Source organism: Microbulbifer maximicatervae (SeqCode) (genome assembly GCF_056231245.1).
Genome location: NZ_CP174334.1, coordinates 763999 through 779960, shown reverse-complemented (window position 1 = coordinate 779960; position 15962 = coordinate 763999). Strand labels below are relative to the sequence as shown.

Here is a 15962-nt window from a genome sequence, read left to right as displayed (position 1 = left end):
ACCCGAAGGTAAAATTGGTAGCGGGGGCAGGATTTGAACCTACGACCTTCGGGTTATGAGCCCGACGAGCTACCAGGCTGCTCCACCCCGCAACAACTCCAAGAAACAAAGCCTGGTTGATCTTTGTTTCCCTGCGGTGGGACCTGCCCAACCACTCAAGAGGCTGCGCATTCTATTGGTGCTGACCCGGTGAGTCAAGCCGTAATTGGCATTTGTTTTCACCGGGGGGTTAAAGCCGTCTCTACCATCTCGCAAATCAGTATAGAAAAGGAAGAAAATCCCGCAAGCAGGCCACTTCCATATACCGTCTTCTTTCTTGCACATGTACTTTTTATAAAAAGAACGAAGAGTAAAACTCTCTTAACAAGTCTCTGAATAAGCTAGCGAGTTAACTGGTGCACTATTGCTTTTCGAATTGGGGGAAAGCGATCACTGACCCGCAACACCATTTTGCGCAGCAACTTGGCCGGCAGGCGATCGTCGGTAAACAAATCCACCACCCTATTAGTTCCAGAGTAAATCGGCTTGGATTCAACCCGGTGCAGCATCTGGTAACGGGCCAGGGCCCGAGTCAGCTTGGCCGGGTTATATAGACGGCTAACACTATCCAGTTGACGGGCCAAAGTATCCGCACCGGCCAAGCCCAAATTAAATCCATGTGCGGTCACTGGATGCATCCCCACAGCGGCATCTCCCACCAAGGCAAAGCGCTCAGTGAAAAAGTGATGTGCGTATACCGCAACCAATGGATAACAGTGGCGCTCACCAAAAGCTTCGACACCGCCGAGCTGGGACGCGCTTTCGCGGGATACGTGCCCGGCAAACTCTTCATTACCCATCGCCATAATCTGGGCAGAGAGACTGGCGGGAACAGTAACCACGGCCGATGAAATATTTGCCTTGGGCAAAGGCAACAGCGCCAGTGTCGAGCCGTAGCGGAAACACTCCCGGGCAATACCATCGTGGGGTAATTCGGTGCGTACAGGGCCGACAATTGCCACTCGGCCAAAGTCGCGCATATCGGCGCCAATTCCCGCCATGCGTCGCACTTCAGAAAAACGGCTGTCGGCTGCAACCACCAGGGAAGCGCGCACGCCCTCCCCCTCTGCCAACTCAAGATGACGCATGGCGCCACTCAATGTCATCCCGGTAACGGTCGAGTTATCGAGCAGCGTTATATTCTCAGTCTCCAAAACTGTCTCATATAAGATTCGCCGGATTGCAGAGTTGGAGACAATAAAACCCAGAGGCCCCCTCTCTCCCGGGCTAAAGTGGAGTGTCGAAGGGGAATTGCCGTCGACTACTTCGGCAGCATTTAGCGGGCTAATCTCTTCCGGGGATAATCTCTGCCAAGCCCCCAGTTCTTGCAGCAGCTTGTAGGATTTATGTGTCAGAGCAATCTCGCGGCCATCATCAACGGGAGCGGACAGCGCCGACTTATCCTGGCGCTCAATAATTGCCACCTGACACCCTTTGCGGGCGAGCATCACCGCCAAGGAAAGTCCCGCCGGTCCAGCACCTACGATAGCTACATCGGACTCCGTCATTTTCACACCCCTGATTTGCACGCAACAAATACAAGTCACTCTAGTGACTCACATCCGGGATAAACTGATCCAGATCAGGTTAAAGCCAATCCCAAGCCGCTCTACAGAGGTATAAATTGGTGAACTTTAGGGGTATAAAATATCACGCCCGCCACCAGCGCTTCTGAAAAACTGGAGCACCATGGAGTTCAAATATGGAACTTGAAATTCATTTCATTAACGCCTTTACCGACAAAGTCTTTCACGGAAATTCAGCCGGAGTTGTTGTTACTGAGGATTGGCTGGATGAAAATTTAATGCAGTCCATCGCTGCAGAAAATAATCTTTCCGAAACCGCGTTTCTGGTAAAACGCCCGGATACCAGTTATGGAATTCGCTGGTTTTCACCGTTAACGGAAATTGATTTTTGTGGTCATGCCACCCTGGCGTCAGCCCATGTTCTTTTTTCTCAAAACCCTCAATGTGAGCAACTCCAGCTCCATGCTGCCGCTGTGGGCAAAATGACAATAAGCCGAGGGGAAAATGGAATTATTTCCATGGACTTCCCACGAAGGGAGCCACAACCCGTAGATCGCATACCGCCAGAATTACTGGAGGGGCTTTCAATAACACCAAGTCAGGTGTTACTTAACAACCAAGCTTACTTTGCCATCTACAATAGTGAGCGAGAAGTATTGGATGTACAGCAGGATGCGAGCAGCCTGCGAAAGCTCGCCCCCTACGATGTGGTCGTCACGGCAAAATCCGATAAGTACGATTTTATCTCCCGATATTTCTGGCCATCCAATGGTGGTGCCGAAGATCCGGTGACCGGTTCTATTCACACAGGGCTCACCCCTTACTGGTCACAAATTCTGGATAAGAAAGAGCTGATCGCCTATCAAGCCTCCAAGCGCGGCGGCCTGCTGAATTGCACCATCGCCGGGGACAGGGTCATTATCTCAGGCAAAGCAGTACCCTATTTGAGCGGGACCATACGGGTTTGATACCCCAACGCCGGGATTTCCAAAATAAATCACAGTTTCCCCTAATTACGATAAGTACAGCTAAACAGAGGAGCATTAAGCAATGGAACAAAAAGGATCGTGCCTATGTGGCACTATTAACTTCGAAATTGAAGGTGACTTTGGCGGCTTCTTTCTCTGCCACTGTAGTTACTGCCGCAAAGATACCGGTTCAGCCCATGCAGCAAACCTATTCTTCGCATCAGCGAAACTTGAATGGCTATCCGGTGCAGAACAAGTCAAAACCTTTAAGCTGGCAGGGACGAGGCACAGCAAAAGCTTTTGCAATCAATGCGGTTCCGCAGTGCCACGAGAAGATCCTGAAATTGGCCTCTTAGCGGTTCCCGCTGGCAGTCTGGATCGCCCAATAGATGTAAGGCCTAATGCCCATATCTTTATGGCCAGTAAAGCCGAGTGGGACCGGGAACTGGAAACAGTACCTAAAGTAGACAAACTACCCCAGGTAGCTAGTGCGGACTCTGAATAGACCAGTTAATGATGGCTTTACTCGACCACAGTTGCTGCGATGATAAGGTTTCTCGCAGCAACTGAAGATCACATAGAGAGAATTAGCCGGGATGACCGTCAACGCGCGGCTGGAAAAGCACCGGGGTGTAATACAGTAAGAAAAGCGTGTAACCGACTACCCAGGCAATAATTGCTGCGAGCAAACCACTCGGGGCGGGTGCCCAAAACACACGTGCGAGAGCAGATAACGCCAGGGCCATAAAAGCCAGGGGCATCAAGCGCGGCGCCTTCAATATCCGACCTGTGTGGCCGAGACTGACGCGACTGGTCATAGACAAGATCAATCCGCCGATACCGCCAACGGCAAATGCGTGCAAGGCGGGACTCTGCCAGGAAGGGGCAATTTGGCTCCAGGCCAGAGCCGCGAGAAAACACCCCAAAATAACCAACCAGTAGCTCACATGCAGAGACCAAACCATCGGTTCTGCCCATATTTTTGTAGGGTGCCAGCGCACCACCCGGATCACCTGCAAAATACCCAGAGAGACCGCAAAAAAGGCCCAAACCATTTGCGGCAAACCAACAGCCACCGATAGCAACAAGCCCACCGCAGCAATATGGGTACCCCACTCTACAGCCGGTATCTTATCTCTTGGGCTCAAGTGAAAGCGGCGCGCCGTAAAGAAGGGTATAACCCGCCCGCCGATTATCAGAATAATCGCCGTCACCAACAGCAAAGCCAGCAAGGCGATTCGGCTCTGTGCCCCTGGCAGCAACCAGTGGCTAGCGGACAATGCAGCAAACATCAGCATCGCAGGCAATACAAACATATTTCGCCACTGCTTGGTTCGCAACACCCTGGCTCCGAGCAAAAACGCTGAGAACAGGAAAAAGGAGACTTCAGCAATCACCGGCATCCAAATAGGGACCGCCGCCAACAGGTAACCCAAACGGGCCAAAAGCCACAGGCCGACCAAAGCAATAAGTTGGGTTCCCTTTGGCGAGGGGATACCAGTCCAGGTTTGCATGGCCGTGCCGAGAAAACCCACAACAACGGTAGCCGCGAACCCAAACAGCATCTCATGGGAGTGCCAGACTACCCCCATTCGAAAAGCCGGCATCTGCCAACCGAATAACTGCCCCTGCCAGATAACCAGGGCAACCATACTCCACAGAGCAGCTCCCCAGAAAAAAGGGCGAAACGGCATACGCCAAATAGGTGCAATAGACTCCGCGCGCGCGCGGTCAACGATAGGTATCAAAATCCATTCTCCTTACCAACTACGGGAACACCAGGCTCCCTACACAAATAATTCGCAGTACAAGACCACCCCGACAGGCCTGCTTTGCTTGGAGAATCAAAGGCGTCCTAAAAAAAGCAGGACACAGGGGTTTATCTGTCCGGCGGCGCCGCAACCTAGGCAAAAGCGCCGACTTTTCAGTCATCCGCATCAGTGCGGGATATCGCCCGAGATTCCATTTCCAGGGATTGGGAAAGAGCCCTATTCTCACTCAATTAACAAAAATAGTTAACAAAAAAATGAGTAGTCTGTGAATTATTCTAACTGGGGTGAAGAATCTTTTTCTGTGTAGATAACCTGAAAAAACCACACGTTTTATAGGGTTATTTCTATTTTCAGGAAAAACTGGGCAAAGGTGAAGTGGACTTGAAGTATCTCACAAGTTTACTCAAATTGGGAAGCACTTCCATTTACAGAAACATACACGGAGCCACCAATAAACAAACACTCAACCAGGAATAAAGCTTGAACCTATTTCCCTAGTAATTCAGTACTTATCTCTCATATACAAACCATTATATTTTCACCATAATTTTATATGGCAATCATTACACGGTGCCCAGTGCCGGCAAGATACAGCCTAAGTTAAAGATTTACGCCAGCCTGTGCAGTGGAGGAATTATGCTCATACCAGGCTATCTTATCGCGGCATCAACCTTACTATTCTGCTGCCAGGCCCTCGCAACCAACACTTATATCCTGTCACAACAGGGTATTGGCAATCGGGCTATAGGGGACCAAAGCGACCCAACCATCATTAACAATCTCATCATGCAAACACAAGATGGTGAATTTAATAATGTGGTGGCTCAGCAATCCAACGGCAATACTGAAGGATCTATTATCCAGTTGCAGAGAGGCGTATCAAACGAGCTAATGTCAGTCCAATCCAGCAGCCTGGGTAGCACGACATCAGTCTCCCAGCTTAATGTTCTCAACAAGGCCGAAACCTCACAGACAAGTACACTGTTTAGCACTATAAGCATCAGTCAGGAACAATCCCTAAATCAAATTACGAGCATACAAAACCTTTCCACTGGTACAACTGCTAACATCTCGCAGATAGGAACCCTAAATTTTTCGGAATCTATCCAAGATGATGTTGCTCTTAGTGATGTCTCTATTAGCCAGTTAGGTAATTTTAATAGAGCTGAGATTATCGATAAAGAAAGTGGCATAGCAAACTCTGCCAGTATTATCCAAAGTGGAAGCCAGAATATTGATACTAGAATTATCCTGATACAGTCTCTGGGAACCAATAATCAAATTCAACAATTTGGCAATAACAACACTGCCCGGATAACAAATACTAACGGCGCCTTTAATACCAACTCAATAGTACAACTTACAGATTCCAGTGCTACTAGCATCCAAACAAGCAACTCTATTCAGGGATTTAACAGTTCCATCCAGCAAGGACAGAGTAATCGCGCTTCTATAATTGTTAATCTTGCTCAAAACAACCAGGCCTTTACATCTCAAAGTGGAACAAACAACGGGTCCACAATCAACCAGATAAACATCAATAATTTTTCCGAGATAACACAAACAGGAACAAGTAATAGCGCCACGTCAATACAACTCGCTATTGAAGGGGCCAGTAGTGTTGTCACACAAAGTGGATCGGATAATAGTGCTGATATTAGTCAAAGTGGATCAGCCTCTGAGGCAGCTATAGACCAGGAATTTGATCAAAATACATTAATAGCCATTCAAGATGGCTTTAGTGCAAGACTACAGTTGCTGCAACAAGGCCTACAGAATCAAGTAAGTTCAACGCAGTCTGGTTATATTGATGATGCGGACATCATTCAACTGGGTGAGCTAAACACTATCAATCTCACTCAAACCGGCAGCTTTAATAGTGCAGAGCTACTACAACTAGGTACAGACAACTTTCTCCAGGTAATTCAATTGAGTTTTGGTGCTACTATCTCCATTTCACAGATTGGCAGTAACAATTCTGCGATATACATACAGTAGAGAAAGAGGCTAAGAAAAACCATATTATTTATTGCTCAGATTTTTTCTTTCTGGGAAACATCCCCTTTCACAAACAGCAAACTTACAATCAGTGCTGCAGCAGCCAAACACGCATTAACAGTAAATGCCCGATCAATACCTTCAGATAATTCCGGAGCCATCGCAACAACCGTTGTATTCATCGCCAGACCAATAGCACCGCCGATAATTTGGAACATATAAATTAAGGCCGCCGCCAAGCTTGCCCTGGCAGGCCCCAATACCGTAACCGCAGTAGTCGTTATCGTAGGAAAATATAAGCCTAATCCTATACCGAGAGTGAGCATTCCCGGTACCAAGTGCAGATAGTGATCGCGAACCACTAGGCCAGAAAGTAAAAACATTCCCAAACCTAAAAAGAGTGCCGCTCCCGCTAAAATTAGGCGAGCCCCCAAAAATTCATATAACCACCCTGCTATATATGAGACTACCGCATAGGTAATCATCACCGGCAATAAACCCGCACCAGACCAAACTGCAGAATAGCTCAACTCCTTAATTAAAAATTGAGGAATATAAAGCAACATAGATACAAAAGTGACCGATAGAAGCAAAGTCACCAGACAGATAGAAAAAAAGCGCCAATTAGTAGCTACATCCGGGGGAATAAGTGGGTCAGAGCGAGTATGAGGCTCAACCCAGGCAAATACCAAAAAGAAAATCACCGATGTTACTAAAAGTCCAATCACTAAAGGACTTCTAAATCCTACATCGATAACAAAATCCAGAGATAACATTAAAGCCAAAAGGCTAATTGATAATGAGGCCATCCCCCAATAGTCAACCTTTTCATTGCTCTCATCGGGCTTATCATCCTCAATTACTTTCCAGCCCACCAACATTGCCGCCAAAGCGATGGGTAAGTTAATAAAAAAAATCCAGCGCCAGCTAAGAAAATCTGTAAAGAAACCACCCAACAGTGGCCCTACAGAGTTCGCAAAGCCACACACCGTCATTATCAAACCGCCTGCCTGACCGGCGCGGTCATCAGGCATGATCTGATAGGTCATGCCGAGCACAGCGGGCCACATCAGAGCACCACCAACACCCATTAATGCCCGGCTTCCCAGCAGCATCCATTCATTGACGGCCAGACCACCCAAAACTGAGAAAAAGACGAAGATTGAGGTTCCAACAAAAAATAGCCGGCGCCGACCAAACATATCCGCCAAGCGCCCGCCAGTAACTATAAAAATCCCGAACACCAATGCATAACCGTTAATCACCCACTGAAGGGTGGAGATATCTGCGTTAAAGTGTTTTTCCATTGCAGGGATAGCGACGGAGAAGGCCGTAAAATCATTGGCCACCAAAAAGACTGCCAACGACAATGCTGTTAAGCCAATAATCTGTGATCGCGATAGCGGGGTCTTTGAGGCTGCCATAAATGCCAAACTTCACACTTTGCAAGTTATGCAATGGATATATAAGCTTGGACCAATGAAGGACCAACTGCAGCGCAAATTATCAGGCAACACCAAGTAACAGCCTAGAACCAATGGGGTTCTCATAAACTTTATTACTAGAATCTCGGTGCTTTTCTCCTATATCCAGAATTACTTTCTTCCGCAATACTCTGATTAGGTCCCAGCTCAGGCATAGACAAGCATTAATGCCAACAACAATGGCTTGATGTCAGTGTAAGTCCGCAGTCTCACTAATCCTCATTCCATGTTAAGCAGATCGATCAACCCAAAAAGCAGTATCCGGTAGCAGAAGTATTTAAAGCTATCAGCCGATGATCAATCAGGATTGATCGACAGGCTTGAGCGGGGCCCCTTCTCCAATTCTTATAAATCAAAAATCAAAGACTGACAGGATTTTCCCATCAAGGTGCTATCTTTAGCCATTACCATTCTCTCGATCAATCATGGCCATCAGGCCCTGGCGAACAGTACTTACTCATCAACCAAGTAAGAACTGGCAACACTGCTACTGAATATCAAATTGAACAAACAACCACTAACAACTTAATAAATCAAGCTCAGATTGGTGATAATAATAACGTTGAAGCAACACAATTTAACGGCAACAACAATTAAATAATGCCCACGCAGGTAGGAATGAACGATAGCATCACCACTACTTAAATTGGTAATAATACCGCGATTTCTCTGCAGTAAAGCCATGTGCCTATCTCTAGAAATTTGTATGTTCAGACAGCTATCTCCCAGAATCTATCATCCAACCCTCCTCCCAGCAGCCACATCCTAACACACTGAAAATATCAGATATTTTCCGACTTTAGTCCCAGTATCTCAGTGTTTTTATCTCATTCCCCTGAGGAGTCTCATGGTCAATACTTTTTCCAAGGCTCCAATATCTGAAACGAGCTGGATTTCGACTTTTGGAGAGCCCAATCAAACGGATTACAGAGGAGAAATATCTATGACAAACGGTGAGCACTTATGCCCACCAGAATTTGGAATCATTGAGCCTTTTAGATAAAGCCGCCAATGATCACCGCCCCGGCATAGCCAGGTATTAATGCCGATGGCTTGGAGCCAGTGCAAGTCAGCCGTCTCACTACTTCTCTCACCATTTAGGGCCGATCAAATAACCTCCAATGCCCGACGGATGGTAGGTCGACGTTCGATTACACGGGATTGGATATGGATTTCACCTGTGTTGTACAGGAAGTACTGTGGACGCCATCAAAGCGCCATAGCGAGTTGAAGTAAAGGAGTTACTTGTGAAGATCTTACCTATAGCCGTTACCGCTCTATCCCTTGCCATAAGTGGCCTGGTTCATGCAGATGACAATGAATATATTCTCTATCAAGAAGGTACGGGAAATACAGCCTCAGGGGATCAAAGTGATCCCTCTATATTTAACAACCTCATCGAACAGACTCAAATTGGGGATAATAATGATGTTGAGGCCATCCAGTCTAATGGCAATACCAACGGCACTATTATTCAATTTCAAGAAGGGGATAATAACACTTCAGATGCCACTCAAGATGCCACCACTGACTCCATCATTGAGGTCATTATCTTTGGTGACGGCAATGATATGGATCCCACGCAAACATCAACCAGCAATTCCTTCATGCAATTGGATGTAACAGGGAATAATAATTCTGGAGGCGGCTCACAGGATGCCACTTCTGATACCTCATTAATATACATCATGGAAGGCAATGACAATCTTGGCTTTTCAGTTCAGAATAATGTTTCCAACAGTTCAATGAGCTTTACCTTTGTAGGTGACGATAATCTTGGCTCCTCTGTACAACAAGACTCCGATTCCGCAACTTTAGTAGCTGAAAGTTATGGTGACGATAATCTTGTTAGCACCACCCAGAATGTCAGCTCAAGCACTACGATAATGATCTTTCAAACCGGGGATAGTAATCTTGCGGCCGCTGGAGAGCAGATTGGCAGTGCGAATAATACAGCCACAATTACTCAAATTGGGAGCTCAAATATAGGTGGACTTGGTCGTTTTAATAGCTTTAGTCAAAGCACTACGTATGAGCAGTTTGGAGACGGTAACCTATTTGATAATGCAACCATTGACTCAAGCAATAGTATTGGAACGGTCCTACAGCAAGGAAATGGCAATACTAGTCTTGCCCTATTACAGACGGTATCTGATAACGCCTATTACATATCACAGATCGGTGATGGAAATATGGTATTTCTTACCCAGTCTGGATCAAGTCACACTGCTGAGATCATTCAGATGAGTGATTTAAATGAGATAAATGCAGATCAACAAAGCTTTGATAACGATCTGTACGCTCTACAAAACGGTGAGGACAACCTGATCAATTCACTGCAGGATGGGGACAGTGAAATGGCAACACTAAGTCAGGCAGGCACCCTGAATGAAATAGATCTCACCCAAAGTGGACAACAGGACACTGCCACTCTATCTCAGGACGGTAACAACAACTTTCTAAGTGTTACCCAAACCGGATTTAGCGATAGCATCAATGTTACCCAGTTGGGTGACAACAATAGTGCCACTTTTACACAATAACTAGTTAATGGAAGCCCATATACTCATATATGGGCTTCTTCTTACCATCCATATTCTATCCACTACCAAACATAAATATAAATCTGTAATGAAATTACTATATAAATCAGACTTTTTTACTAGTATCTCAGTGCTTTTATCTCATACCAATTATCTTATTTATTAACAATACTAAAAGCGATACCGTAAGTAGGGATCATTCATCACTTCACCATAGGTTGATCAACCGACAAACCAAACAGGAGCAAATTAAATGAATAGTAAAATCACCCAATACAGGTAAAAAAACAGGAATAAATATTTTACTTTAACCGAAGCAAAAATGAACATGGCCTCGGCATCTCCAAGCATTAATGCCAAAAAATGGCTTGGGATCAGTGCAAGCAAGCATTCTCACTACTTCCCTCACTATTTTGAGCCTTTAAACTTCTTACCTAGCGCTCATTAAAATTTAACTGGGCTACAGAAGTTTCATGCGTTAATTACCTTTATAGAAGCAAGAGATCTACCGCTCTTAACGCCATCCATAACTCATTAAATGAAAGGAATCATTTATGAAAACATCAGCCTTTGCAATCACTGCCTTAGCGTTAGCCATTTCCGGTATTGCATACGGTGACAATACTTATATTGTCAATCAAGAGGGAACCGGAAATATGGCCATGGGGGACCAAACTGGTGCCACTGACAGTCTAATCTCGCAGACACAGATTGGAGACAATAACGATGCCGAGGCAATACAATTCAATGCCACCAGCAATGGAACCATTATCCAAACCCAGCAGGGCAACAACAATTCCGCAGATAGTGAGCAAGATGGAAGCAGCAGTTCTTCAGCCGTCATTACTTTGATAGGTGACAATAACAACGCAGGGACGGACCAAATATCAACCAGCAACAGTGTAATGCAGAAAACCTTTATTGGTACTGATAATTTTGGCGGATCAAGACAAGAAGCTACTTCCAATACCACCATGATATATACCATGACGGGAACCAATAATGGTAGTGGCTCTATTCAGGAAAATACAACGAGTACCTTAATGAGTTTTACCATTACGGGAACAGACAATATAGGTAGTTCCTTACAGGAAAATACTTCTAATACTTCAATGATTTACACTATTAGCGGCACAAGTAGTGTTGGCAGTTCACTGCAAAGAGACTCTACCAATAGCTCGATGCAATTTACCATGATTGGCACCGATAATATTGGTTCATCGGGACAGACTAATATGGATTCGGCATTTCTGAATGTAGTTTCTATTGGCGATAGAAACGTCGGCACATCGGGTCAAACGGATAGCTTCAATAGCAGTATCAGTGTTTTTCAAATGGGTGACGATAATAGCGGTGGAGGAGGAGATGATGACGGCAGCTCAAACACTACAGTTCAAGTAACACAAGTGGGAAATTTTAATGTAGGATTTACCGTACGAAGCCAAAGTTCTGATCAATTTACTACAGTTGAGCAATATGGAAATGACAATTCCTTTAGCTCCTCAGATGACAATGCCAATAACAGTGTCGGCTCCAACCTACAGCAAGGTGATAACAATGACATTTTTGTTAACCTGCAATCTGTATCTGATAATAACTACTCCATCAGCCAAATTGGTAATGGCAATGATGCGGAATTGACACAGACCGGTTCCAACCACTCGGCTGAGATAATTCAAATGAGTGAATTAAACACTATAAATGCGGAGCAAACCAACTTAAACGCCGATCTTTACGCCTCACAAGATGGTGAGGACAACCTGATTAATTCCCTCCAAGATGGTGACAGTATTTCAGCCACGCTTAACCAGAGCGGCAATCTCAACGAAATAGATCTGACTCAAAGTGGATCGTCAGATATTGCTACATTATCCCAAGATGGCAATAGCAATTTCCTAATGGTAACGCAGACCGGCTTTAGCGATACCATTAGTGTCACCCAGCTGGGAGATAACAACAGTGCGACATATCTGCAGTAGTTATTCAAGTAGGCATACTTTTTACACGGCTACTTGATAGCAACCTAAATCGATCTAAATATGGAATTATCATGAAGAATATACTATTAATCCCAACCCTCTTCAGCATTTGTATTAGCGCCTATGCCAACAATACATATATCGTTAATCAGGTTGGTGCAGGCAATACCGCCATTGGCGACCAGAGCGATCCAACAATCAGCAACAATTTAATTTCCCAGACTCAAATTGGAGACAATAATACCGCTGAAGCAGAACAAATCAACAGCAATGCTAATGGGGTCATTATTCATAGTCAGCAAGGTAACTTAAACAATACACTCAGTACTCAAGATAATAGTACCAATGGTACTGTTAACGCCACGCAGGTAGGGGACAACAACGAAGTTGTCACAAGCCAAATTAATGACAACTTTAATGGCAATATTATCTCACAGTTTGGGATATTAAATTCCACTAATATAATCAATAACACTTCAAGCTTTAATACCAGCATTGTATTTCAGCAAGGAACCGATAATTTCAGCTCGGTCGTCCAAAATTCAGGAGGAGCAAATAATAGCATTACAGTGACCCAAAACGGCATTCAAAATTCGGCCAGCGTAGCCAGTTTTAATAGTGCAGCAAATACATCTATAGCTATTCAGCAAACAGGTAACTTCAATTCAGTCGGCGCCTCACAGACAGACTCATCACAATTTATGAGTAGTACAATCATTCAAACTGGTGACGATAATCTTGGAAATATCTTTAGTGGAGGAAGTACTTCTGGTAGCGTGACAATGATTCAGTCTGGCAACGCCAATTTATCCTCCCCAGTGCATACCGATAGCACACTTAGCCAAGGTATTAGTAATCAAATAGGCAATGATAATATTGTTGGTGCACTTATTCAGGACGCAACCACCAATGGCTTTATTAATATAACTCAGATGGGCAATCAAAACACTGGAAGTTTTGTGCAAGTTAATAGCGTCAATGATTCCGCCATGCTAGTTCAGCTTGGCGCTAGCAATGAGGCAACCGGTTTTCATTTTTTTAGTAACGACAGTGATGTAAATCTCCACCAGATTGGAGACCAAAATTTTATCTCTAGTTTCCAGACAGGATCAACCAATACTGTGGATGCAGAGCAAACTGGCAATCAAAATACAATAGATTTAGATCAGGACGGCGATTTATTGATAGCCGATATAAATCAAGATGGTATGTTAAACACGATTAACTCAATACAAATGGGACAGGATAACGACGCTTTTTTCTCCCAGAATGGCAATAGTAACTTGCTGGATTCGATGCAACTGAACACTTCATCAATTGCTACAGTTTCACAAACCGGTGACAATAATAGCAGCACTATTTTGCAGTAAAATTAGATTTTGGGCTGATCCAGCGATTAGCCCACTCTCTCGAAATATCTATACTTCTGCAAGCTAGAAATTCATCAAGGGCATTAACAGGAGCAGATCATTAACACAACAACTCATACTTCTACTCTATAAATTCTCTTGACAGCCTTTACATCTAGAAGATAAATACAACCTTCTTCATTGATACATATTGCTTGCAAAACTTATCACGGCCCAGAATCAAGATATCCAAAATTTATACGGATACACCTTTCACTATTAACATCTGCATTTTCAATATTTTCTTCCCAGAATTTCAGTGCTTTACTCCCATATTCGATAGCAGTGACATTGACAATACTATAATAGGCCCTCAACGAAGGCAGCTTCATAGGGCTTATTAATTTCCGTTCAAATCAGAAATTCTACATAGGGAGAGCTTCAATTAAGCATGGGAAATGATTACATCACTACAATTGTTAGTAACCGGACTCAACTGTAATGGCTGCACTCTGGCACTTCAAACTTTCATTGCCAATGAAAACGTACTGAAATCTGTAAAGTAAGCAGCCTCAACGATGATACTCACACCTAAGTCACTTACTAAACCAAATCTCAACCAGAACCTGACTTGAAAAGGAATTCAACAATGAAATTCAAAGCCACAATTGCCGGATTATCCACCCTTGCTGTGATACAGCTAGCACAAGCGAGCAACACCTACATAGTCAATCAAAATGGTAACAATAACACCGCCATGGGGGATCAAAGTGACCCCACCGTTACCAACAACCTAATTATGCAAACCCAAAATGGTGATAACAATACTGCTGAGGCGGAACAAATCATAAATAGCAATAATTCAGTGATCAGTCATACCCAGATTGGAGATGGAAACTTAGCCATAGCGAGCCAGGAAAATAGCACCAACACAACCTACTCAGTCATACAGATAGGTAACAATAACGAAGTTGATTCCTCTATGTTAAATGACACCGCGAGCACCAATTTCATTTTTCAAAGTGGTGAATTGAATTTCACCTCTACCAATAATTTTAATTCCATGTCTAATATTACCAATGTTATACAGATAGGAACAGACAATGAAACTTTTACTGCTCATGCCTTCAATTCAAGTAACAATTCCATATTGGTAAACCAAAGCGGATCTCAAAATACGAGTTCTCCAGGCGCAAGTTTCGATGCGGAGAACAACAGTATTGTCATCTTACAGGATGGATCGCTGAACAATGGGGGAGTTGGGCAAGTTAGTGGCTCTCAATTTATGACGAGCACGGTCATTCAAAGTGGCGATGATAATCTAGGGGGAGCCAGTAATTTAAATAGTAGCTTCGGCAGTACCTTTTCTAATCAAGTGGGAAGTTTAAATTTAGGAAGTTCAAGCCAAATTGATAGCACACAGAGCCATACATTTATCCAGCAAACCGGTACTGACAATTTAGGTAGCATATCGATAAACTCCAGCGATAATGTTAGCGCCTCCTTCACACAAATAGGCGACCAAAATATAGTTGGTGGCGCAGGCCATTCCTCTAGTAGTAATGGTACTGTAGAGGTCACTCAAATAGGTATTGCGAATGAAGCAATTGCCTTCCAAATTATGAGCGACTTGGGAGTATTAACTCTTTTTCAAAATGGTGAACAAAATATGGCCCTGGCGGGGCAAACAGGGATATCTAACATCCTTCTTGGCGTGCAAACAGGAATACAGAACGTACTTTCTATTATTCAGGATGGTGATTCAATTTCTGCCGATACCAATCAGAGTGGCACACTTAATGAAATTGACCTTGATCAGACCGGCATGAGTAGTGTTGCCACACTTACACAAAATGGTAACAATAATTTTCTACAGGCTATGCAGGCAAATCCATCTGCCTCATCCACTGTGACGCAGTTTGGCGAAAACAATAGTGGTAATATCATGCAGTAACTCACCCACTATTAGCTCAAAGTACACAAAGTAGCGGAATACATGACCATTCATAAAGGACATGCATTAGGAGAAATGCTCATATCATTTACTCCACTTAAGACGTGAATTTCTTTATATGTAGTCGATGATACCAAATGCTTCTGTTTGGTGTCATTTTTTCTGTTAAAAAAGGGTGTAAGTTTATCCCCGGATAATCTTCCTGGATAAATCAAGGCAACAGGGTTAGCCTAAAGCTTTCATAAGCTAGGACTGCAACCTCTATCTAGATTTAAAATTATTCACAACCAGATAAATTTTGATCCATTCTAGAAGAGAAAAATTATAGTGCAAAAAATATCAGTTGGCCT

The 15962-nt window shown here is 44.1% G+C and carries 10 protein-coding genes and 1 tRNA gene; 7 read left to right on the top strand and 4 right to left on the bottom strand.

Annotated elements, in window-relative coordinates; translation table 11 throughout:
- Nucleotides 1-15: 15 nt before the first annotated feature.
- Nucleotides 16-92, bottom strand: a tRNA-Met gene (locus tag ACJJIS_RS03305).
- A gap of 288 nt (nt 93-380) precedes the next feature.
- Complete coding sequence (gene ubiM, locus ACJJIS_RS03300; protein WP_444911447.1) at nt 381-1547, bottom strand: 5-demethoxyubiquinol-8 5-hydroxylase UbiM; 1167 nt, start codon at nt 1545-1547, stop codon at nt 381-383.
- Between the two features lie 194 nt (nt 1548-1741).
- Between ubiM and ACJJIS_RS03295 the strand changes: the two genes are divergently transcribed.
- Together ACJJIS_RS03295 and ACJJIS_RS03290 are read left to right on the top strand one after the other, a co-directional pair.
- On the top strand, nt 1742-2533 hold the full coding sequence (locus tag ACJJIS_RS03295; RefSeq protein ID WP_475709478.1) for a PhzF family protein: 792 nt from the start codon (nt 1742-1744) through the stop codon (nt 2531-2533).
- 82 nt (nt 2534-2615) lie between these two features.
- Nucleotides 2616-3038 carry a GFA family protein gene (locus tag ACJJIS_RS03290; protein ID WP_444896197.1) on the top strand — a complete coding sequence of 141 codons (423 nt, stop codon included), beginning with the start codon at nt 2616-2618 and terminating at the stop codon, nt 3036-3038.
- An 82-nt stretch (nt 3039-3120) separates the two neighbouring features.
- On the opposite strand, the gene ACJJIS_RS03285 is transcribed toward ACJJIS_RS03290, so the two are convergent.
- On the bottom strand, nt 3121-4281 hold the full coding sequence (locus ACJJIS_RS03285) for an NnrS family protein (protein ID WP_444907373.1): 1161 nt from the start codon (nt 4279-4281) through the stop codon (nt 3121-3123).
- An 810-nt stretch (nt 4282-5091) separates the two neighbouring features.
- On the opposite strand from ACJJIS_RS03285, the gene ACJJIS_RS03280 reads away from it, so the two are divergent.
- Complete coding sequence (locus tag ACJJIS_RS03280) at nt 5092-6303, top strand: hypothetical protein (RefSeq protein WP_444907372.1); 1212 nt, start codon at nt 5092-5094, stop codon at nt 6301-6303.
- Between the two features lie 35 nt (nt 6304-6338).
- Here ACJJIS_RS03280 and ACJJIS_RS03275 read toward each other — a convergent pair whose 3' ends face one another.
- Entirely contained in the window at nt 6339-7727 is a 1389-nt protein-coding gene (locus ACJJIS_RS03275) for an MFS transporter (RefSeq protein WP_444934079.1), read from the bottom strand.
- Nucleotides 7728-9034: 1307 nt separating this feature from the next.
- On the opposite strand from ACJJIS_RS03275, the gene ACJJIS_RS03270 reads away from it, so the two are divergent.
- The 4 genes from ACJJIS_RS03270 (at nt 9035) to ACJJIS_RS03255 (ending at nt 15612) form a co-directional block, all read left to right on the top strand.
- On the top strand, nt 9035-10330 hold the full coding sequence (locus ACJJIS_RS03270) for a hypothetical protein (protein WP_444934080.1): 1296 nt from the start codon (nt 9035-9037) through the stop codon (nt 10328-10330).
- 554 nt (nt 10331-10884) lie between these two features.
- Nucleotides 10885-12309, top strand: coding sequence for a hypothetical protein (locus tag ACJJIS_RS03265; RefSeq protein ID WP_475709477.1), 1425 nt, complete (start codon nt 10885-10887; stop codon nt 12307-12309).
- 71 nt (nt 12310-12380) lie between these two features.
- Entirely contained in the window at nt 12381-13679 is a 1299-nt protein-coding gene (locus ACJJIS_RS03260; protein WP_444896190.1) for a hypothetical protein, read from the top strand.
- Nucleotides 13680-14307: 628 nt separating this feature from the next.
- Nucleotides 14308-15612, top strand: coding sequence for a hypothetical protein (locus ACJJIS_RS03255; RefSeq protein WP_475709476.1), 1305 nt, complete (start codon nt 14308-14310; stop codon nt 15610-15612).
- Nucleotides 15613-15962 lie beyond the last annotated feature (350 nt).

Excerpts from the sequence above, each read along its gene's own strand:
- ubiM (WP_444911447.1), bottom strand. The coding sequence starts at position 1,547 with ATGACGGAGTCCGATGTAGCTATCGTAGGTGCTGGACCGGCGGGACTT.
- ACJJIS_RS03295 (WP_475709478.1), top strand. The coding sequence starts at position 1,742 with ATGGAACTTGAAATTCATTTCATTAACGCCTTTACCGACAAAGTCTTT.
- ACJJIS_RS03290 (WP_444896197.1), top strand. The coding sequence starts at position 2,616 with ATGGAACAAAAAGGATCGTGCCTATGTGGCACTATTAACTTCGAAATT.
- ACJJIS_RS03280 (WP_444907372.1), top strand. The coding sequence starts at position 5,092 with ATGCAAACACAAGATGGTGAATTTAATAATGTGGTGGCTCAGCAATCC.
- ACJJIS_RS03275 (WP_444934079.1), bottom strand. The coding sequence starts at position 7,727 with ATGGCAGCCTCAAAGACCCCGCTATCGCGATCACAGATTATTGGCTTA.
- ACJJIS_RS03265 (WP_475709477.1), top strand. The coding sequence starts at position 10,885 with ATGAAAACATCAGCCTTTGCAATCACTGCCTTAGCGTTAGCCATTTCC.
- ACJJIS_RS03260 (WP_444896190.1), top strand. The coding sequence starts at position 12,381 with ATGAAGAATATACTATTAATCCCAACCCTCTTCAGCATTTGTATTAGC.
- ACJJIS_RS03255 (WP_475709476.1), top strand. The coding sequence starts at position 14,308 with ATGAAATTCAAAGCCACAATTGCCGGATTATCCACCCTTGCTGTGATA.